The organism is Cellulosimicrobium sp. RS, assembly GCF_046159675.1.
Classification (GTDB): Bacteria; Actinomycetota; Actinomycetes; order Actinomycetales; family Cellulomonadaceae; genus Cellulosimicrobium; species Cellulosimicrobium funkei.
On sequence record NZ_JBJXVU010000001.1, the window covers coordinates 439546 to 458573 of the forward strand.

Below are 19028 nucleotides of genomic sequence, written 5' to 3' on the forward strand. Positions count from 1 at the left end.
GGTCGGCCTCGACGGCGGCCTGTGGGCCACGGACGATCATCCCACGCGTGCCCGCGCCCGCTCCCGGGAATACGCTGCGGTCGCGCGGTGTCGGAACGGGGTGGGGACGCCGTCGGCCCGGCCGCCGCGCCCCGGCGACCCGGACCCCGGGCGCGCCCGACGACGAAGGAGACCGCCCCGTGACGCTCACCGCGACGACCGACCCCACCGCTACCGAGGACGACCTGCGCGTCGCCGACTTCTGGTTCGACCCCGTGTGCCCGTGGGCGTGGATGACGAGCCGCTGGATGGGCGAGGTCGAGCAGGTGCGCGACGTCACCGTCCGCTGGCACGTGATGAGCCTCGCGGTGCTCAACGAGGGCCGCGACCTGCCGGAGGAGTACCGCGAGCTCATGGCGAAGGCGTGGGGCCCGGTGCGCGTGGTCACCGCCGCGCGCGTCGAGCACGGCGAGGATGTCGTCAAGCCCCTCTACGACGCGATCGGGACGCGCCTGCACCCGGGCGGCCGCACCGACTACGACGCGGTGCTGCTCGAGGCGCTCGCGGAGGTGGGCCTGCCCGCGTCGCTCGCCGACGCCGCGGGCTCCGACGCCTACGACGAGCAGCTGCGCGCGTCGCACGCCGAGGGCATCGGTCGCGTCGGCGAGGACGTCGGGACGCCCGTCGTCGCGTTCGGCGGGACGGCGTTCTTCGGTCCCGTCGTGACGCCCGCGCCGAAGGGCGAGGCCGCCGGGCGGCTGTGGGACGGGTGCGTCCTGGTCGCGAGCACGCCGGGCTTCTTCGAGCTCAAGCGCACGCGCACCCAGGGTCCGGTCTTCGACTGACGTCGGGCACGGCGCCGCCGTCGCGCGGACGCCGTGCGGACGTCGTGCAGACCCCGGGGGCGAGGGCGTCGTGGGGCTCCCGGGGTTCGACCGGTGCGGGTGGCTCGTGCCATGCTTCGTCAGTTCGCGGGCGGTGTCAGGAGCGCCCGCCGCCCGGTCGCGCCGGGCGAGTCCGCCGAGGAAGCCCGCGAGGAGCCGAGCATGTCCCCGAACGCACCCGTGCCACCGCCGCCGCCGCCCCCCGGCGGCGTCCCGGGGGCCGCGGTCGGTCGTGACGACGCCCAGCCGACCACGGCGTTCGCCCCCGTGCCCGCGCACGCGACCTCGGGGCCGCCCTCGTTCGCCCCGACGAGCGGCCCGACGGCCCAGGCGCCGCGCGCGACGCCCGCGGACGGCCAGCCGACCGTCGTCGCGTCGGCGGCGTCCTTCCAGGCGACGACGGTCCAGCACGTGACGCCGATCACCCAGCTCCCGACGGCCGCGCAGCCCGCGGTCCCGGCGCCCTCGCCGTCACCGGTGCCGCCGCAGCGCGTGCGCTACGCGACCGAGCAGAACGGGTTCGGCGTCGCGGCCCCGGTCGGGACGGCCGCGGGCCGTCCCGGCTACGCGCCGGGTGACACGGCAGCCGGTCACGCCGCGGCCGGTCCGTACGCGGGCGGGACGGCGGCGTACGAGCCGACCGCCCAGCCCGCCTACGCGGCCGCCACGCCGCCCGCGCAGCAGCCCGCCTACCACCCGCCGGCCTCGGCAGCCCCGGCCGCCGCCGCCCCGCGAGCCTCGTCGGGAGGGACGGGCGCCCCGTCCGGCCCGTCGACCGGTCGGCGCGACGGGCGCGGCGGGGACGGCGGCGGTCGCGGCTCGAACCGGCTGGGCGCGGGGTGGATCGCGTTCATCGTCGTCGACGCGCTGCTCGTCCTCGGGGCGATCGTCTTCGCGATCTCGCTGCTCGGCGGCGGCGACGAGGAACCGCTCGGCGGGGCGTCGACGTCCCCGGCGGCGACCGCCACGGACGGTGCCGAGGAGCCGGCGCCTGCCGAGCCCACGGTGTCCGAGACGTTCGCGTCGGAGTCGCGGAACATCACGTGCGAGGTGACCGACGTCAGCGCGACGTGCGTGATCGCCCAGCTCGGCACGCAGCCCGCCCCGGTGGACGGGTGCGACGGCACGGTCGGCTACAAGGTCGTCCTGGACGCCGACGGCAGCGTCGACCAGCCGTGCGTGCCCGCGGCCGAGCAGCCGCAGCCCGCGCCGGGGGACACCGCGATCCTCGACTACGGCACCTCCAAGACGGTCGGCCCCTTCACGTGCGACAGCGCCGAGACCGGCATGACGTGCCGCGACGACGCCACGGGCAAGGGCTTTACGATCGCGCGCGCGGGCATCCGGACGCTCTGACCGGCCCGACCACCACGCAGGAGGGCCCGCGGCGGGACGACCCGCCGCGGGCCCTTCGTGCGTCCGGCGTCACCAGATGCGCACGCGCTCCTCGGGGGCGAGGTAGAGCGCGTCCCCCGGCTGCACGTCGTAGGCGTCGTAGAACTCGTCCACGTTGCGCACGACCCCGTTGCAGCGGAACTCGTTGGGCGAGTGCGGGTCGGTCGCGATGCGGCGCACGACCTCCTCGTCCCGGCCCTTCGACTGCCACACCTGGGCCCAGCCGAGGAACACGCGCTCGATGCCCGTGAGCCCGTCGACGACGGGCGCGTCCTCCAGGGGACGGCCGAGCGCGATGCGGTACGCCTTGAGCGCGATCGACAGGCCGCCGAGGTCGCCGATGTTCTCACCGATGGTCAGCGCGCCGTTGACGTGCGGGCCGTCCTCGCCGAGCTGGGCGGGGCGGTACGCGTCGTACTGGGCGACGAGCGCCGTCGTGCGCTTCTCGAACTCCTCGCGGTCGCGCGCCGTCCACCAGTCCTCGAGGCGGCCCGCGCCGTCGTACTTGGAGCCCTGGTCGTCGAAGCCGTGACCGATCTCGTGGCCGATCACCGCGCCGATGCCGCCGTAGTTCACGGCGTCGTCGGCCTCGGGGTCGAAGAACGGGGGCTGCAGGATCGCGGCGGGGAAGACGATCTCGTTCATGCCCGGGTTGTAGTAGGCGTTGACCGTCTGGGGCGTCATGAACCACTCGTCGCGGTCGAGCGGGCGCCCGATCTTGCCGAGCTCGCGGTCCTGCTCGAACGCGTGGGCGCGGCGCACGTTGCCCACGAGGTCGTGCGCGTCGACGACGAGCGCCGAGTAGTCGCGCCACCGCACGGGGTAGCCGATCTTCGGCGTGAAGGCCTCGAGCTTGGCGAGCGCCTTCTCCTTCGTCTCGTCCGTCATCCAGTCGAGCGTCGTGATCGACTCGCGGTAGGCGGCCACGAGGGAGGCGACGAGCTCCTCCATGCGCGCCTTGTGCGCGGGCGGGAAGTGCCGCGCGACGTACTGCGCGCCGACGGCCTCGCCGAGCGCGCCCTCGACGACGGAGACGGCGCGCTTCCAGCGCTCGCGCACCTCCTGCGCGCCCGACAGCGTGCGCCCGTAGAAGTCGAAGTTCGCCTCGACGAGGTCGTCGGAGAGGTAGGGCGCCCGGGCGGTGACGAGGTGGTACACCATCCACAGCTTCCAGTCCTCGAGCGGCTCGCTCGCCCAGAGCTCGGCGAACCCGGCCGCGAAGTCCGGCTCGCGGACCACGACGTCGTCGAGCGAGCCCTGCGGCGCGCCGAGCGCGAGGACCCAGGCGCGCCAGTCGAACCCGGGGGCCTCCGCGACGAGCGCGGCGAGCGTCCGCGGGTTGTACGTGAGGTCGGCGTCGCGGTCGCGCACGACGTCCCAGTGCTTCGCGGCGAGCCTCGTCTCGAGCGCCATGATCCGCTCGGCGGCGTCCTCGGGCGTCGCGCCCCACGTCTCGGACGTGACGCCCGCCAGCGCGAGCATGCGCGCGACGTGCGGCACGTACTTCTCGCGGACGGGGGCGTACTGGTCCTCGCGGTAGTACGCCTCGTCCGGCAGGCCGAGCCCGGACTGGTAGAGGTAGGCGACGTACCGCTCGGGGTCCTTCGCGTCGTTGTCGACCCAGAAGCCGACGGCGCCCGCGCCGCCCGTGCGCTGGAGGGCGCCGAGCGCCCCGGTGAGCTCGGCCTGCGTCGTGGCGGACGCGATGAGCGCGAGGTCGGGCTGCAGCGGCGTGGTGCCGAGCGCCTCGATCCGCTCGGTGTCCATGAAGCTCGCGTAGAGGGCCCCGACCTTCGCCGCGTCCGGCCCGACGTCCGCGCCGCCCGCCGCGACCTGCTCCCCGAGGTCCGTGATGATCTCGCGGACGTGCACCTCGGCCTGGTCGTGGAGCGCCCGGAACGCGCCGTCCATCGCGCGGTCGGCGGGGATCTCGTGCGTCGCGAGCCAGCGGCCGTTGACGTGGCGGTACAGGTCGTCCTGCGGGCGGACCGCGGGGTCCAGCGCGTCGAGGTCGATGCCGGAGCGCGCCGCGTCGGCCGGGCCGGACGAGGACGGAGGCGTGGACGTCGGGGAGGTCTGTGTCATGCGTCTCAGGCTACGGCCTCACCCCGGCGGCGAGGGGGCCCGCTGGGGCATGATGAGCCCATGCGCGTTCACATCGCCGCGGACCACGCCGGCTACGAGCTCAAGACCCATCTCGTCGAGCACCTGGGGGCGGCGGGTCACGACGTCGTCGACCACGGTGCCCACACCTACGACGCGCAGGACGACTACCCGTCGTTCTGCTTCGCGGCGGGCGAGGCGGTGGCGGCGGAGCCCGGCTCGCTGGGCGTCGTCATCGGCGGCTCGGGCAACGGCGAGCAGATCGCGGCGAACAAGGTCGTCGGCGTGCGCGCGGCGCTCGCCTGGAACCTGGAGACCGCGCGCCTCGGGCGCCAGCACAACGACGCGAACGTCGTCGCGGTGGGCGCGCGCCAGCACTCGGTGGACGAGGCGGTCGCGCTCGTCGACGCGTTCCTCGCGGAGCCGTTCAGCGGCGACCCGCGCCACCAGCGCCGCATCGACCAGCTCGCGGCGTACGAGGCGGCGCGCGGCACCTCGGCCTGACGTGCCCGAGGGCCACACCGTCCACCGCCTCGCGCGCGCCTTCGGCGAGCTGTTCGCGGGCGAGCCGCTCGCGGTGAGCAGCCCGCAGGGCCGGTTCGCCGCGGGAGCCGCCCTGCTCGACGGCCGCGTGCTCGTCGCGAGCGAGGCGTGGGGCAAGCAGATGTTCCTCGGCTTCGCTGGGCCGGGCGGCGCGTCCGACGACGTCCGCTGGCTCCGCGTGCACCTCGGCCTCTACGGGGCGTGGACGTTCGCGGGCGACGGCAGCACCGCCGTCGTGCACGCGATCGGCGCGCCGCGGCGCCGGATCGGTGAGCGCGAGACCGTCCCGGCGGGCCCGGGGGAGGTGCCCGGCGCGCCCGACGACGGCTGGTCGCCCCCGCCGCCGCGCGGCGCCGTGCGCGTCCGGCTCGTCGGCGCGCACGCGGTCGCGGACCTCACCGGCCCGACGGCGTGCGAGGTCGTCACGGACGACGAGAAGCGTGCGGTCGAGGACCGGCTCGGGCCGGACCCGATCCGCGACCCGGGCCCCGGCGAGCCCGACCCGCGCGACGCGTTCGTCGCCGCGGTGCGGCGCTCGCGCAGCCCCGTCGGGCTGCTCCTCATGAACCAGGACGTCGTCGCGGGCGTGGGGAACATCTACCGCGCGGAGGCGCTGTTCCGGGCCGGGCTCGACCCGATGCGCCCCGGTCGCGACGTGCCCGCGGAGGACCTGCGGACGTTGTGGGACGACCTCGTCGTGCTCATGCACGACGGCGCGCGCACCGGCGCGATCGTCACGACGCGCCCCGAGCACCGCGACGACGGCGCGGGGGAGGCCCCCGACGAGGCGGCGACCGGGCGGCGGCGCGTGCGGCAGAACACGGACGTCGCTCCCGGCGCCGTGCCCGCGGACGAGGCGTTCTACGTGTACCACCGCGACGGGCTGCCGTGCCGGGTGTGCGGCACGCCGGTGCTCCTCAAGGAGCTCGCGGGGCGCAACCTCTTCTGGTGCGGCGTCTGCCAGGCGTGACGGCGGGCGCACCCGGGACCCGGGTGCGCCCGACCGGTCAGAACACCCAGCTGCACACCGGGGCGACGGGCCAGCCGAGGGCCGCGCTCGTGCGCGCGAGCGCGCCGGGGGAGTGCTCGGTGACGAGACCTGCCGCGCCGAGGGCCGCGAGCGACGTCCCGCCCAGGTAGGTCGCGCCGAGCTCGCGCACGTCGAGGGAGACGTCCGCCGCGTCGTCGGTCCGCTCGGCCGTCGCCGGGCCGAAGGCCTCGGCCCGCAGCCGCCAGCGCCCCGCGTTGTCGGGCAGGCGCTCGTCGGTCACGTGCAGCACGACGTCGACGTCCGCCGCGTACCGGCGCGCGGCGAGCGCGCCGGGCACGTCCACGACCCGCACCCAGAGGTTGTCCGCGAGGCGCGGCGACGCGGAGCGCGGGTCCACGAGCAGGCTCGTGACGACGTCGTCCACCGGCAGCATGAAGGGCGTCACCTCGTGCGTGAGGTCGAGGTCGGTGAGCACGCCCCACAGAGCGCGGGCGGCCGCGGCGTCGAGCGCGACGACCTCGCCCGTGCTCACCGGGCCGCGCGGGCCCGTGGCCTCCCACGAGAGCTTGCGGTGGAAGCGCGCGTACCCGCGCGGCTCGCCGTCGAGCTCGACGATCGCGATGCGCGTGGGCTCGCGGTCCTTGCGCCAGACCTTGGCGTCGTCCCAGAACGTCGCCTGGAGCTCGGGGGTCTCACGCGTCGCCCACCCCGGACGGTTGATCCCCGCGCCCTGGCCCGTCGGGTCCGCGCCCGCGCGCTCGTGGATCGACGCGACGAGCTCGCCGTGCCGCGCGCGGTCCGCGCGCTCGATCCGGACGGTGTGCCGCTCCGCGCCCGGGACGTCGCGCAGCGCGACGCCGCGCGGGACGGTGAGGCGCACGTCGTCGGCCGCCTTGCCGTACCCGAACCGGCCGTAGATCGCGGCCTCCGCCGCGAAGAGCGCCGAGACCGGCTCGCCCCGCTCGCGGCACCGGGCGAGGTGCGTGTCGATCATCGCGCTGAGGATGCCGCGCCGCCGGTGCGCGGGGTGGACGCCCACCCAGGTGAGGCCCGCGACCGGCGCGGTCGCGCCGGGGACCGGGAAGCGCGCGAACGGGTACGACGCGTGCATCCCCACGAGCTCGCGCCGCACGGGGCGCGCGCCGTCGACGGGCGGCGTGTCCGCGTCCTCGCGCTCGACCGTCACGCCGAGCGCGCGCTCCCAGGTCAGCGGGAACGGGAGGTCGACGAGCTCGTCGACCTCGACGGGCGAGGGGAACGTGGTGGTGTCGAGGTCGAGCACGTCGCGCAGGTCGGCGGACGTGAGGGGGACGAGCTCGTAGCCGTCGGGGAGGCGTGCGGGTCGGTGGTCGCTCATGCCCCCGATCCTCCTGTCCCGGGCCGTGCTCGCGCCAGGACATTCGCGACGGCTAGGGTCGGGCGCCATGGCACGACGCACCCCCGGACGCGGCGGCGACGACGACCGCGCCGACCCGCGCGCGCTCGCGCAGGAGTACGCGACCGCGGTGCTCGACCTCGTGCGGCGCGTCCCGCCCGCACGGGCCATGACCTACGGGCTCGTCGCGGAGATCGTCGCGGAGTCGCTGGGGCGGGGCGGCCCGCGCCAGGTCGGGCAGGTGCTCGCCGGGTCGTCCGGGGTGGACGACGACGGCGCCCCGGTGCCGTGGTGGCGGATCGTCAACGCGGCGGGGTCGCCGCCCGCGCACCACCTCGACGCGGCGCTCGCGGAGCTCCGCGCCGAGGGGTGCCCGCTGTCGCGAGACGGGCGTCGCGTGGACCTGCGCCGGGCCGTGTGGTTCCCGGACGCCGACGGCTGACCGCGCGGCGCCCGTCCGGTCAGCCCGGGGTCGGTGCCGCGAGGAGCGGGGCGAGCGTCTGCACGGCCGTCGCGTCGCCCTGGACGAGGAGCGTCGTCACCGCCGTCTCCCGCCACGCCGCGAGGTCGCGCGCGATCTTCTCGGGCGGGCCGACGAGCGCGACGTCCTCGACCATCGCCGTCGGGACGGCGGCGGCCGCAAGGTCCTTGCGGCCCGCGAGGTAGTGCGCCTGGATCTCGTCGCACGCCTCGGCGTACCCGAGGCGGTCGAGCGCGTCGCGGTGGAAGTTCGCCCCCTTGGCGCCCATCCCGCCGACGTACAGCGCGAGGAACGGGCGCACCTGGTCCGCGGCCTGCTCGACGTGCTCGCGCACGACGACGGGGACGGTCGCGCTCACCTCGAACGCGGACTCGGGCGAGCGCTCCGGCGCGCGGCGCGCGAAGCCGTCCGCGAGGAGCTCGCGGAACGTCGCGTCCATGCGCGGCGAGTAGAACAGCGGGAGCCACCCGTCCGCGATCTCGGCGGCGAGCGCGATGTTCTTGGGCCCCTCGGCCGCGAGGTGGATCGGGAGGTCGGCGCGCAGCGGGTGGACGGTCGAGCGCAGCGGCTTGCCCAGTCCCGTCCCGACGCCGTCGGGCAGGGGGAGGGGGTAGTGCGGGCCGGACGACGTCACGGGCGCCTCCCGGCGCAGGACGTCGCGCACCACCTGCACGTACTCGCGGGTCCGTGCGAGCGGCCTCGCGTACGGCTGGCCGTACCAGCCCTCGACCACCTGCGGCCCGGAGACGCCGAGGCCGAGGACGAACCGGCCGCCCGAGAGGTGGTCCATCGTCAGCGCGGCCATCGCCGTCGCGGTCGGGGTGCGCGCGGAGACCTGCGCGACGGCGGTCCCGAGGCGGATGCGGGTCGTGCGCGAGCCCCACCACGCCAGCGGCGTGAACGCGTCGGAGCCGTAGGCCTCCGCGGTCCAGACCGAGTCGACGCCGAGGCGGTCGGCCGCGACGACCGCGTCCTGGATGCCGTCGGGGGGACCGGCGGACCAGTAGCCGGTGTGGATGCCGAGGCGCATGCGCGCTCCTCCTCGTCGAGGGTCGTGGTGCCGGGACCGGCTGCCACGGACGGGCGGCTGCGGCCGGCGGTGAGCGGGCGGTACCCGAGGACGCACCGGGCAGGGGGTATCCGGTACGCGCGGTCTCAGGTACCGCCCACGACCACACTAGCCGATCCGGGGCCGCCCCCCGGCGTCCTCCTCAGATGACGTACTCGATGAGGAGCGAGGGGTCCTCGACGGCCTCCCGCGCGGCGGGCGCGCCCGCCGGCATCCGGACGGTGGCCGGCACGCCGACGGCGACCGCGCCCGCGGGCACGTCCTTGACGACGACGGCGTTGGCCCCGACCTGGACGTCGTCGCCGACCCACACCGGGCCGAGGATCTTCGCCCCGGCGCCGACGACGACCCGGTCGCCGAGCGTGGGGTGCCGCTTGCCCCGCTTCATCGAGCGCCCGCCCAGCGTCGACGTGTGGAACAGCACGACGTCGTCGCCGACCACGGCCGTCTCGCCCACGACGACGCCCATCCCGTGGTCGATGAACAGGCGTCGGCCGATGCGCGCGCCGGGGTGGATCTCCACGCCGGTGAGTGCACGCGCCGCCTGCGACACGAGCCGCGCCGGCAGGCGCAGCAGCGGCTCGCGCCACATGCGGTGCGCGAGCCGGTAGGCCCACACGGCGTGCACGCCGGGGTACGCGAGAGCGACCTCGAGGCGGCTGCGCGCGGCGGGGTCCCGCCGTCGGGCCGCCTCGAGGTCCTCGCCGAGCACGCGCACGAACCGGCGCAGCCGGTGGCCGGCCGTCCGTGCGCGGGGGTGGGGGTCGGTCACGTCAGTCCAGCAGGTCGGCGTAGAGGACGGAGGACAGGTAGCGCTCGCCGAACGACGGGATGATCGTCACGATGAGCTTGCCCGCGTTCTCGGGACGCGCGGCGAGCTGCAGCGCGGCCGCGATCGCGGCGCCCGACGAGATCCCGACGAGCAGGCCCTCCTCCTTGGCGGCGCGGCGCGCGTACTCGACGGCGGTCTCGGCGTTGACGTCGATCACCTCGTCGTAGACCGAGGTGTCGAGGATCTCGGGCACGAAGTTCGCGCCGATGCCCTGGATCTTGTGCGGGCCGGGCTGGCCGCCGTTGAGGATGGCCGACTCCTCCGGCTCGACGGCGACGATCTGCACGCCGGGCTTGCGCTCCTTGAGCACCTGGCCGACGCCCGTGATGGTGCCGCCCGTGCCGATGCCCGCGACGACGATGTCGACCGCGCCGTCGGTGTCGGCCCAGATCTCCTCGGCCGTCGTGCGGCGGTGGATCTCCGGGTTCGCCTCGTTCGCGAACTGGCGGGCGAGGATCGCGCCCTCGCGCTCGGCGACGATCTCGTCCGCGCGGCTGACCGCGCCCTTCATGCCCTCGGAGCCCGGCGTGAGGATGAGCTCGGCGCCGAACGCGCGCAGCAGCGCGCGGCGCTCCTTCGACATCGTCTCCGGCATCGTGAGCACGACGTCGTACCCGCGCGCCGCACCCACCATCGCGAGCGCGATGCCGGTGTTGCCGGACGTCGCCTCGACGATCGTCCCGCCCGGCTTCAGCTCGCCGGACGCCTCGGCGGCGTCGATGATCGCGACGCCGATGCGGTCCTTGACCGAGTTGGCGGGGTTGTAGAACTCGAGCTTGCCCACCACGGTGGCGCCGAGGCCCTCGGTGAGCTTGTTGAGCCGGACCAGCGGGGTGTTGCCGACGAGCTGCGTGACGTCGTCGTAGATGCGTGCCATGTCTTCCTCTTCTGTCGACGGCTCGGGGTGAGCCGGGTGGGGGGTACCGATGGGGGGCGGGACGCGCCCGGTGGCCGGGGTCCAGCGTCTCGCGGGGGCGGCGCGGGCGCGCGCGGGCGACGGGACGGGCTCGGGCGGGACGAGGGGCGTGCGCGAGCGTGCCGGGGCACGCGGGGACGGCCGTCGTCAGCGGCAGCCGAGACAGCGACAACAGGAGGTGCGCGGCGCGGCGCGGTGCAGCGATGCAGGACGCGCGGTCGTCGCGGTCATTCCTCGCTCCTCCTGGTCGGTCGCGCCGGGGGAGTCGCCCGGAGCTCCGGGCGGGCCGACGGCGCGCGTGCCCCGAGGCTATCGGTCCGCGGCGCGGCCCTGCAACGCCGTCCGCGGCGCCCGGGAACGACGACGGGCGCCGCGCCGGGGAGGCGGGGCGCCCGTGGGGTCGTGGGACGAACGGAGCGGGCGACGGGAATCGAACCCGCGTAGCCAGTTTGGAAGACTGGGGCTCTACCATTGAGCTACGCCCGCGCGGGCCTCGGCTCGCCCGGCGGTCGGCCTGTGCGGCCGCCCGGGACGGCGTGCCACCGACCTGCGGCCGCCACCCTAGCAAACGTCGGCGGGCCGCCCGTGCCGCGGCGTTCCCCGCGCGGCGGCCCGTCGGTCGCGCCCCGTCCCGCCAGTACACTTGCCCCTGGTCCGCGCGCCGTGGCGGACGACGGGGTGTGGCGCAGGTTGGTAGCGCGTCCGCTTTGGGAGCGGAAGGTCGCAGGTTCAAATCCTGTCACCCCGACCTTCGCGCGGCGCCCTGCGGGGCGCCGCGGGACGTCGTCGACGTCCGGGCCGCCCTGGCGGTCCCGTCCCCGGGGAGGTGCCCGTTGACCCCGTCCTCCGCGACCGCCGGTCCGGCGGCCCGCGTGACCCTCGCCGCGCTCGTCGCCGCGGGCAGCGGTGCGGTCCTCTCGCTCCAGGGACGCCTCAACGGCGACCTCGGGGCGGCGGGCACGGGGCCCGTCCTCGCCGCGTGGCTCTCCTACGTGGGCACCCTCCTCGCGACCGTGCTCGTGGTGGTCGCCCGCCGCCGCGTCCGGTCCACGCTCGCCGTCGTGCGCTCGTCCGCCTCGTGGTGGTGGTTCGCCGTCGGGCTGTGCAGCGTGCCGATCGTCGTCGCCATGGCTGCCGGCATCCCCCTCGTCGGGGTCGCGGTCGCGTCCGTCTGCTCCGTGGCCGGCCAGACCGTCGCCGGGCTCGCGCTCGACGCGCGAGGCGTCGGGCTGCCCGCGCCGCTGCGGCTCACGCCGCGCCGTGCGGGCGCCGGCCTCGCGGCGCTCGCCGGTCTGGGCATCGCGGTGCTCGGGAGCAGCGCGGGCGGTCCCGGGTGGGCGGTCGTCGCGGCCGGTGCGGCGCTCTTCGTGGGCGGCGCGGTGCTGTGCGGGCAGCAGGCGGGCAACGGCCGCGTCACGCAGCTCACGGGCGACCCGGTCGTGGCGACCCTCACCTCGGTCACGGGCGGGCTCGCCGGGATCACGCTCGTGTGCGCGCTCGGCGTCCCGTTCGGCGTGCTCGACGGCGTCGTGCTGCCCCCGCAGTGGTGGCTCTACCTGGGCGGGCCGCTCGGGACGGTCGTCACCGTCGCGGCCGCGTTCGCCGTGCGCCACCTCGGCACGTTCGTCCTGACGCTGACCGTCGTCGGGGGCCAGATGGTCATGGCGGTCCTGCTCGACGTGCTCGGCGTCGTGGGGCTGCGCTGGCCGACCGTCGTCGCGACCGCGGTCGTCGCGCTCGCGGTGCTGCTCGTCGTGCCCCGGCCGGGACCACGGCCCGGATCGGGGTGAGGATCGAGGTCGGGATCGAGGGCAGGGTCGGGGTCAGGATCGAGGTCGGGTCCGCGCGTCGGGCGCGCTTGACCGCTCGCGTACGATGGGACGGTTGCCCGTACGCCCGCGTGCGGTGCCGTCCCCGGCCGCCCGCGGCCCGCCCCGATCAGTTGGAGATCATCGAAGTGAAGAGCGCCGTCGAGACCCTGGACCCCACCAAGGTCAAGCTGACCGTCGAGGTGGAGTACGACGAGCTCAAGCCGAGCATCGACCACGCCTACAAGCACATCGCGGAGCAGGTGAACATCCCCGGCTTCCGCAAGGGCAAGGTCCCGCCCCGCGTCATCGACCAGCGCGTCGGCTGGGGCGCCGTGATCGAGCACGCCGTCAACGACGCGCTCTCCGGCTTCTACCGCCAGGCCGCGAGCGAGGAGAACCTGCGCCCCCTCGGCCAGCCCGAGGTCGAGGTCACCGAGATCCCGGCGAAGGCCGGCGAGGGCCAGCTGGTCTTCACCGCCGAGGTCGAGGTCCGCCCCGAGATCACGCTGCCCGCGCTCGACTCGCTCGCGATCACCGTCGAGCCCGCCGAGGTCACGGACGAGGACGTCACCGAGCGCCTCGACGCGCTGCGCGAGCGCTTCGGCACCCTCGTCGGCGTCGACCGTCCCGCGGCCGAGGGTGACTTCGTCGTGCTCGACCTGAAGGCCGAGATCGACGGCGAGGAGGTCGACTCCGTCTCCGGCGTGAGCTACCAGATCGGCTCGGGCAACATGCTCGAGGGCCTCGACGAGGCGCTCACCGGCCTGTCGGCCGAGGAGACGACCACGTTCAACGCGCCGCTGGCCGGCGGCGAGCACGAGGGCAAGGAGGCCGCGGTCACCGTCACCGCCACCTCCGTGAAGCAGCGCGACCTCCCCGAGGCCGACGACGACTTCGCCCAGCTCGCCTCCGAGTTCGACACGCTCGAGGAGCTCACGGCGGACCTGCGCGAGCAGGTCGCGAGCATCAAGACGTCGAACCAGGCCGTCGCCGCGCGCGACGAGCTCCTCAAGGCGCTCAACGACGCCGTCGAGATCCCCGTCCCCGCGGGCGCCGTCGAGGCGGAGGTGCACCGCCACCTCGAGTCCGAGGGCCGCCTGGAGGACGACACGCACCGCGCCGAGGTCACGGTCGAGGCGACCGACGCCCTGCGCAACCAGATCCTGCTCGACACCCTCGCCGAGCAGCTCGAGATCAAGGTCGCGCAGAACGAGCTCCTCGAGTACCTCGTGAGCGCCTCGCGCCAGTACGGGATGGACCCGAACCAGTTCATCCAGTCGCTCGACCAGGGCGGGCAGATCCCCGCGATGGTCGGCGAGGTCGCGCGCTCCAAGTCGCTCGCCGTCGCGCTGCGCCAGATCGAGGTCAAGGACACCGCCGGCAACGTCGTCGACCTGACCGAGTTCATCGGCTCGGACGACGAGGACGCCGCCGCGGACGAGCCCGTCGAGGACGTCGCGGGCGAGCCGGTCGAGGAGGCGCTCGTGGACGACTCGGCCGCCCCCGCCGCCGACGCCCCGGTCGAGGACGACGAGAAGGACGCGACGAAGGCCTGACGCGTCGCCGGCCCCCGGCCGGACGGTCCCCACGACGGCCCGCACCCTCCGCGCGAGGGTGCGGGCCGTCGTCGTCGGCGAAGGGCGTGGTGCCTGGTGCGCCGTCAGCGAAAACGCGGCCTGCCGGGACGAACGGAGGGCACGGACCGCGTTAGGGTCACTGCAGCACGGCTGGACCGGGACGCCGTCCCGGCCGGCCAGGGCAGCGCAGGCGGGGGCGACCCGCGGGAGCGACGAAGGAGATGGATGTGAACGAGCTGTACCTGCCGTCCGACGCGACGGCCCCGGTGAACCGCGCCGAGGGTCCGGGCCTCGGACTCAACGACTCCATCTACAACCGGCTCCTCAAGGAGCGCATCATCTGGCTCGGCTCGGAGGTGCGCGACGAGAACGCGAACGCCATCTGCGCCCAGATGATGCTGCTCGCCGCGGAGGACCCGGACAAGGACATCTGGCTCTACATCAACTCGCCCGGCGGCTCGATCACGGCCGGCATGGCGATCTACGACACGATGCAGTACATCCAGCCCGACGTCGCGACGATCGCCATGGGCATGGCGGCGTCGATGGGGCAGTTCCTGCTCTCGTCCGGCACCAAGGGCAAGCGGTACGCGACGCCGCACGCGCGCGTCATGATGCACCAGCCGTCCGGCGGCATCGGCGGCACGGCGACCGACGTGCGCATCAACGCGCAGCTGATCATGCACATGAAGCAGGTGCTCTCCGAGCTCACGGCCGAGCAGACCGGCAAGCCGCTCGAGCAGATCCTCAAGGACAACGACCGGGACAGCTGGTTCACCGCGCAGGAGGCGCTGGAGTACGGCTTCATCGACCACGTCGTCACCAACGCGTCGTCCGTGACCGGCGGCGGCGGCACCACGGGTTCCTGACCCCGCACCGGACACCAGACTTCACCGAGGAGAACCCGTGAGCTTCAGCGCCGAGTCCCAGTACCTGTCCACCGCCCAGCGCCTCGCCGGCCCTGCGGCCCGCCCCGGCGGCATCGCCCTGCCGGGCGGTGCGCCATCCGCCCGCTACGTGCTCCCGCAGTTCGAGGAGCGCACCGCCTACGGCTTCAAGCGCCAGGACCCCTACACCAAGCTGTTCGAGGACCGCATCATCTTCCTGGGCGTCCAGGTCGACGACGCGTCCGCGGACGACGTCATGGCCCAGCTCCTCGTGCTCGAGAGCCAGGACCCGGACCGCGACGTCATCCTCTACATCAACTCGCCGGGCGGGTCGTTCACTGCGATGACCGCGCTCTACGACACGATGCAGTACATCAAGCCCCAGATCCAGACGGTCTGCCTCGGCCAGGCGGCCTCCGCCGCGGCCGTGCTGCTCGCCGCGGGCCAGCCGGGCAAGCGGCTCGCGCTCCCCAACGCGCGCGTGCTCATCCACCAGCCCGCGATGGAAGGTGGCGGCTACGCGCAGGCGTCCGACATCGAGATCCACGCGAACGAGCTCATCCGCATGCGCGAGTGGCTCGAGGACACCCTCGCGCTGCACTCGGGCAAGTCGGTCGAGCAGGTCCGCCAGGACATCGAGCGCGACAAGATCCTCACCGCCGAGCAGGCGAAGGAGTACGGCCTCGTGGACCAGGTCCTCGAGAGCCGCAAGGCTGTCGCGGTCAACAAGCCGTGACCCGGTCCGCCTGACCACGCGCCGCGCCGCCGTCCCCGCCGGGGTCGGCGGCGCGACACGTTGCGCCCCGTCCGGAGAGCCCACCTGACAACGGGGGCCCCGTGGTGTGGAATGGGGAGCAGGACCCGCTCGGCCGTGCCCGGGCCCCGCGCCGTCGAACCCGACGGGCGGAGGACCGGTCACCGGGACAAGGAGACGCGTAGTGGCTCGTATCTCAGACGGTGCCGACCTGCTGAAGTGCTCGTTCTGCGGCAAGTCGCAGAAGCAGGTCAAGAAGCTCATCGCGGGCCCCGGCGTGTACATCTGCGACGAGTGCATCGACCTCTGCAACGAGATCATCGAGGAGGAGCTCGCCGAGGCGACGGAGCTCGGTCTCACGGAGCTGCCCAAGCCCAAGGAGATCTTCGAGTTCCTCGAGCAGTACGTCATCGGCCAGGACGCCGCGAAGCGGGCCCTGGCCGTCGCCGTCTACAACCACTACAAGCGCGTGCAGGCGGGCGAGCAGGCCAAGCCCTCGAACCCGGACGACGCGGACTACGTGGAGCTGGCGAAGTCGAACATCTTGTTGATCGGTCCGACGGGGACGGGCAAGACGTATCTGGCGCAGACGTTGGCGCGGATGTTGAACGTGCCTTTCGCGATCGCGGACGCGACGGCGCTCACCGAGGCGGGGTATGTCGGTGAGGACGTGGAGAACATTCTGCTGAAGCTGGTGCAGGCGGCGGACTTCGACGTGAAGAAGGCTGAGACGGGCATCATCTACATCGATGAGATCGACAAGGTGGCGCGGAAGGCGGAGAACCCCTCGATCACGCGGGACGTGTCGGGTGAGGGTGTGCAGCAGGCGTTGTTGAAGATCATCGAGGGCACGTCGGCGTCGGTGCCGCCGCAGGGTGGTCGTAAGCATCCGCACCAGGAGTTCATCCAGGTGGACACCTCGAACGTGCTGTTCATCGTGGCGGGGGCTTTTGCGGGGTTGGACGACATCGTGGCGGCGCGGGCGCGCAAGCGGGGTGTGGGTTTTGGTGCGCCGATCGAGACGGGTGCGGGGGAGGACCTGTTCGCGCAGGTGCGCCCGGAGGATCTGCACCGGTTCGGGTTGATCCCGGAGTTCATCGGGCGCCTTCCGGTGATCGCGTCGGTGGCGGCGTTGGACCGGGAGGCGTTGGTGCGGATCCTGACCCAGCCGCGGAATGCGTTGGTGAAGCAGTATCAGCGGATGTTCGCGATCGACGGGGTGGAGCTGGAGTTCACCGCGGGTGCGGTCGAGGCGGTCGCGGAGCAGGCGTTGTTGCGTGGGACGGGGGCGCGGGGGTTGCGCGCGATCATGGAGGAGGTGTTGCAGCAGGTGATGTTCGACGTGCCGTCGCGTGATGACGTGGAGCGGGTCGTGATCACGCGCGAGGTCGTGCTGGACAACGTCAATCCCACGATCGTGCCGCGCACCACGACCGCGCGCGCCCGCACCCCGCGCGAGAAGTCCGCCTGACCCCGACGACCGCCGACCAGGCGATGTAGCTCGGCCGAGCAGGTGGTCCTGGTCCGTCCGGTCACCCGGACGCACCAGGACCACCTGCTCGGCCCGTGACCGGGGCCGACGGTGGGGCTTCAGGCGTCGGCGGCGACCTTCGAGCCGTAGAGCGTGTCGATCGTGTCGGCGAAGTCGTCGATGACCAGGCGGCGCTTCACCTTGAGCGACGGCGTGAGGTAGCCGTTCTGCTCGGTGAAGTCCGTCGTGAGCACGGTGATCTTGCGGATCGACTCGGCTCGGGAGACGGCCTCGTTGGCGTGCGCGACGGCGCGGTCGAGCGCGGCGAGCACGTCGGCGTCGTGCGCGGCCGTCTCGACGTCCATCGGACGCAGGCCGTGCGTCGCGAGCCAGCCCGGCAGCATCTCGGCGTCGAGCGTGACGAGGGCGCCGATGAAGGGGCGCTGGTCGCCCACGACGACGACCTGGCTCACGAGCGGGTGCGCGCGCAGCCGGTCCTCGAGCACGGCCGGCGCGACGTTCTTGCCGCCGGCGGTCACGATGATCTCCTTCTTGCGGCCGGTGATGCGCAGGTAGCCGTCGTCGTCGAACGCGCCGAGGTCGCCGGTGCGGAACCAGCCGTCCTGGAGCGCCTCGGCGGTGAGCTCGGGCTGGTTGCGGTAGCCGCGGAAGATGTGGTCGCCCTTGACCAGGAGCTCGCCGTCCGCGTCGATGCGCAGCGACGTGCCGGGGAACGCGGGCCCGACCGTCCCAATCTTCGTCAGGCCGGGCAGGTTCACGGCCGTGGGGGCCGTGGTCTCGGTGAGGCCGTAGCCCTCGAGGATGCGCAGCCCGACACCGCGGTAGAAGTGGCCGAGCCGCTCGCCGAGCGGCGCGCCGCCGGAGATGGAGTACGTGAGCCGGCCGCCCATCGCGGCGCGCAGCGTCGAGTAGACGAGCCGGTCCGCGACGGCGTGCTGGAGGCGCAGCCCGAGCGCGGGGCCGCCCGGGGCGTCGAGCGCCCGGGACCAGGTGATGGCGACCTTGGCCGCCCAGTGGAAGATCTTGCGCTTGGCGCCGGTCCCGGTCTTCTGCTCGGCGGTGTTGTAGACCTTCTCGAACACGCGCGGCACGGCGAGCAGGAACGTCGGGTGGAACGAGCCGAGGTCCGCGACGAGGTTCTTCGTGTCCCAGGAGTGCGCGAGGACCGCGTTCGACGCGACGACGACGACCTGGATGAACCGGGCGAACACGTGCGCGAGCGGCAGGAACAGCAGGGTGCGTGCGCCGTCGGCGTCGAGGATCTCGGCGAGGCCGGCCCGGCCGTTGAGCGCGAGGTGCACGAAGTTGCGGTGGGTGAGCTCGACGCCCTTGGGGCGCCCGGTCGACCCGGACGTGTAGATGACCGTCGCGAGGTCGTCGACGCGCTGCGCGGCCCGACGGCGCTCGACCTCCGCGGCCGGGACGTCGGCCCCGGCGGCGCGCAGGGCGTCGACGGCGCCGTCCTCGACGACGAGGACGTCCTCCAGGCCGGGCAGGCGGTCGCGCACGGTCGCGACCTCGGCCGCGTGGGCGGCCGTCTCGACGACGGCGAGCCGGACGCCCGCGTCCGACAGGATCCAGTGCACCTGCTCGGCGGACGATGTCTCGTAGACGGGGACGGGCACGGCACCCACGGCCCAGGCGGCGAAGTCGAGGAGGGTCCACTCGTAGCGGGTGCGCGACATGATCGCGACGTGGTCGCCGGGCTCGATGCCGCGCGCGAGGAGGCCGCGGGCGACCGCGACGACGTCGTCCTCGAACTCCTGCGCGGTGACGCGCTCCCACGGACCGTCGGCGGTGGTGCGGCGCTCGACGAGCGTCGCCCGGGGGTCGCGCGCGACACGGTCGGTGAGGAGGGTGCTGATGGTCGCCGTGGGGGAGACCTCGACGAGGCTCGGCGACGTGTGTTCCGTCATGAAACTCTCCGCTGAGTGGGACG

The 19028-nt window shown here is 74.2% G+C and carries 17 protein-coding genes and 2 tRNA genes; 11 read left to right on the plus strand and 8 right to left on the minus strand.

The genetic code is table 11. The annotated features are described in order from the left end of the window. Window positions 1-179 precede the first annotated feature (179 nt). The gene (locus ACI769_RS01965; RefSeq protein WP_369824871.1) at window positions 180-824 is read left to right on the plus strand and encodes a DsbA family protein; all 645 of its coding nucleotides are present in this window, start codon (window positions 180-182) and stop codon (window positions 822-824) included. 119 nt (window positions 825-943) lie between these two features. Here the strand turns inward: ACI769_RS01965 and ACI769_RS01970 are convergent, their stop codons facing one another. Continuing rightward, window positions 944-1288 carry a hypothetical protein gene (locus ACI769_RS01970; protein WP_085388159.1) on the minus strand — a complete coding sequence of 115 codons (345 nt, stop codon included), beginning with the start codon at window positions 1286-1288 and terminating at the stop codon, window positions 944-946. Between ACI769_RS01970 and ACI769_RS01975 the strand changes: the two genes are divergently transcribed. Continuing rightward, complete coding sequence (locus ACI769_RS01975) at window positions 1275-2219, plus strand: hypothetical protein (RefSeq protein WP_085388158.1); 945 nt, start codon at window positions 1275-1277, stop codon at window positions 2217-2219. The genes ACI769_RS01970 and ACI769_RS01975 overlap by 14 nt on opposite strands. A 69-nt stretch (window positions 2220-2288) precedes the next feature. Here ACI769_RS01975 and ACI769_RS01980 read toward each other — a convergent pair whose 3' ends face one another. After that, window positions 2289-4343: a M13 family metallopeptidase gene (locus tag ACI769_RS01980; protein ID WP_409141096.1), complete on the minus strand. Its 2055-nt coding sequence runs from the start codon at window positions 4341-4343 to the stop codon at window positions 2289-2291. A 60-nt stretch (window positions 4344-4403) separates the two neighbouring features. Between ACI769_RS01980 and ACI769_RS01985 the strand changes: the two genes are divergently transcribed. After that, window positions 4404-4865 carry a ribose-5-phosphate isomerase gene (locus ACI769_RS01985; protein ID WP_021482425.1) on the plus strand — a complete coding sequence of 154 codons (462 nt, stop codon included), beginning with the start codon at window positions 4404-4406 and terminating at the stop codon, window positions 4863-4865. Between the two features lies 1 nt (window position 4866). Continuing rightward, entirely contained in the window at window positions 4867-5874 is a 1008-nt protein-coding gene (locus tag ACI769_RS01990) for an Fpg/Nei family DNA glycosylase (RefSeq protein ID WP_085388156.1), read from the plus strand. 37 nt (window positions 5875-5911) lie between these two features. Here the strand turns inward: ACI769_RS01990 and eis are convergent, their stop codons facing one another. Further along, the gene (gene eis / locus ACI769_RS01995) at window positions 5912-7252 is read right to left on the minus strand and encodes an enhanced intracellular survival protein Eis (protein ID WP_085388155.1); all 1341 of its coding nucleotides are present in this window, start codon (window positions 7250-7252) and stop codon (window positions 5912-5914) included. A 67-nt stretch (window positions 7253-7319) separates the two neighbouring features. Between eis and ACI769_RS02000 the strand changes: the two genes are divergently transcribed. Next, the gene (locus ACI769_RS02000) at window positions 7320-7712 is read left to right on the plus strand and encodes an MGMT family protein (protein WP_085388154.1); all 393 of its coding nucleotides are present in this window, start codon (window positions 7320-7322) and stop codon (window positions 7710-7712) included. A gap of 19 nt (window positions 7713-7731) precedes the next feature. On the opposite strand, the gene ACI769_RS02005 is transcribed toward ACI769_RS02000, so the two are convergent. The 4 genes from ACI769_RS02005 to ACI769_RS02020 form a co-directional block, all read right to left on the minus strand. Then, window positions 7732-8781: an LLM class F420-dependent oxidoreductase gene (locus ACI769_RS02005; protein WP_085388153.1), complete on the minus strand. Its 1050-nt coding sequence runs from the start codon at window positions 8779-8781 to the stop codon at window positions 7732-7734. 181 nt (window positions 8782-8962) lie between these two features. Continuing rightward, window positions 8963-9592 carry a serine O-acetyltransferase EpsC gene (epsC, locus tag ACI769_RS02010; protein ID WP_051028395.1) on the minus strand — a complete coding sequence of 210 codons (630 nt, stop codon included), beginning with the start codon at window positions 9590-9592 and terminating at the stop codon, window positions 8963-8965. 1 nt (window position 9593) lies between these two features. Further along, window positions 9594-10529, minus strand: coding sequence for a cysteine synthase A (gene cysK / locus ACI769_RS02015; protein ID WP_021482934.1), 936 nt, complete (start codon window positions 10527-10529; stop codon window positions 9594-9596). Between the two features lie 454 nt (window positions 10530-10983). Beyond that, window positions 10984-11054: transfer RNA gene (locus tag ACI769_RS02020), tRNA-Gly, on the minus strand. Window positions 11055-11242: 188 nt separating this feature from the next. On the opposite strand from ACI769_RS02020, the gene ACI769_RS02025 reads away from it, so the two are divergent. From ACI769_RS02025 to clpX, 6 genes are all read left to right on the plus strand, one after another. Then, window positions 11243-11316 (plus strand) — tRNA-Pro (locus tag ACI769_RS02025). 85 nt (window positions 11317-11401) lie between these two features. After that, a complete protein-coding gene (locus ACI769_RS02030; protein WP_085388152.1) occupies window positions 11402-12358 on the plus strand; it encodes a DMT family transporter in 957 nt (318 codons plus the stop codon). A 167-nt stretch (window positions 12359-12525) separates the two neighbouring features. After that, the gene (tig, locus tag ACI769_RS02035) at window positions 12526-13935 is read left to right on the plus strand and encodes a trigger factor (RefSeq protein ID WP_085388151.1); all 1410 of its coding nucleotides are present in this window, start codon (window positions 12526-12528) and stop codon (window positions 13933-13935) included. Window positions 13936-14177: 242 nt separating this feature from the next. Then, entirely contained in the window at window positions 14178-14825 is a 648-nt protein-coding gene (locus tag ACI769_RS02040) for an ATP-dependent Clp protease proteolytic subunit (RefSeq protein WP_044144211.1), read from the plus strand. Between the two features lie 37 nt (window positions 14826-14862). Then, complete coding sequence (locus ACI769_RS02045; protein ID WP_021482022.1) at window positions 14863-15579, plus strand: ATP-dependent Clp protease proteolytic subunit; 717 nt, start codon at window positions 14863-14865, stop codon at window positions 15577-15579. Between the two features lie 202 nt (window positions 15580-15781). Continuing rightward, window positions 15782-17068 (plus strand): ATP-dependent Clp protease ATP-binding subunit ClpX, encoded by a 1287-nt coding sequence (gene clpX, locus ACI769_RS02050; protein WP_409141097.1) that lies wholly within the window; start codon window positions 15782-15784, stop codon window positions 17066-17068. Window positions 17069-17187: 119 nt separating this feature from the next. Here the strand turns inward: clpX and ACI769_RS02055 are convergent, their stop codons facing one another. Beyond that, complete coding sequence (locus ACI769_RS02055; RefSeq protein ID WP_085388149.1) at window positions 17188-19005, minus strand: long-chain fatty acid--CoA ligase; 1818 nt, start codon at window positions 19003-19005, stop codon at window positions 17188-17190. Window positions 19006-19028: the final 23 nt, after the last annotated feature.

What these genes read in the sequence shown, in the direction of transcription:
- ACI769_RS01980 (WP_409141096.1), bottom strand. Translation starts at nt 4,343, where the DNA reads ATGACACAGACCTCCCCGACGTCCACGCCTCCGTCCTCGTCCGGCCCG.
- ACI769_RS01985 (WP_021482425.1), top strand. Translation starts at nt 4,404, where the DNA reads ATGCGCGTTCACATCGCCGCGGACCACGCCGGCTACGAGCTCAAGACC.
- eis (WP_085388155.1), bottom strand. Translation starts at nt 7,252, where the DNA reads ATGAGCGACCACCGACCCGCACGCCTCCCCGACGGCTACGAGCTCGTC.
- ACI769_RS02000 (WP_085388154.1), top strand. Translation starts at nt 7,320, where the DNA reads ATGGCACGACGCACCCCCGGACGCGGCGGCGACGACGACCGCGCCGAC.
- ACI769_RS02005 (WP_085388153.1), bottom strand. Translation starts at nt 8,781, where the DNA reads ATGCGCCTCGGCATCCACACCGGCTACTGGTCCGCCGGTCCCCCCGAC.
- cysK (WP_021482934.1), bottom strand. Translation starts at nt 10,529, where the DNA reads ATGGCACGCATCTACGACGACGTCACGCAGCTCGTCGGCAACACCCCG.
- ACI769_RS02040 (WP_044144211.1), top strand. Translation starts at nt 14,178, where the DNA reads ATGGATGTGAACGAGCTGTACCTGCCGTCCGACGCGACGGCCCCGGTG.
- ACI769_RS02055 (WP_085388149.1), bottom strand. Translation starts at nt 19,005, where the DNA reads ATGACGGAACACACGTCGCCGAGCCTCGTCGAGGTCTCCCCCACGGCG.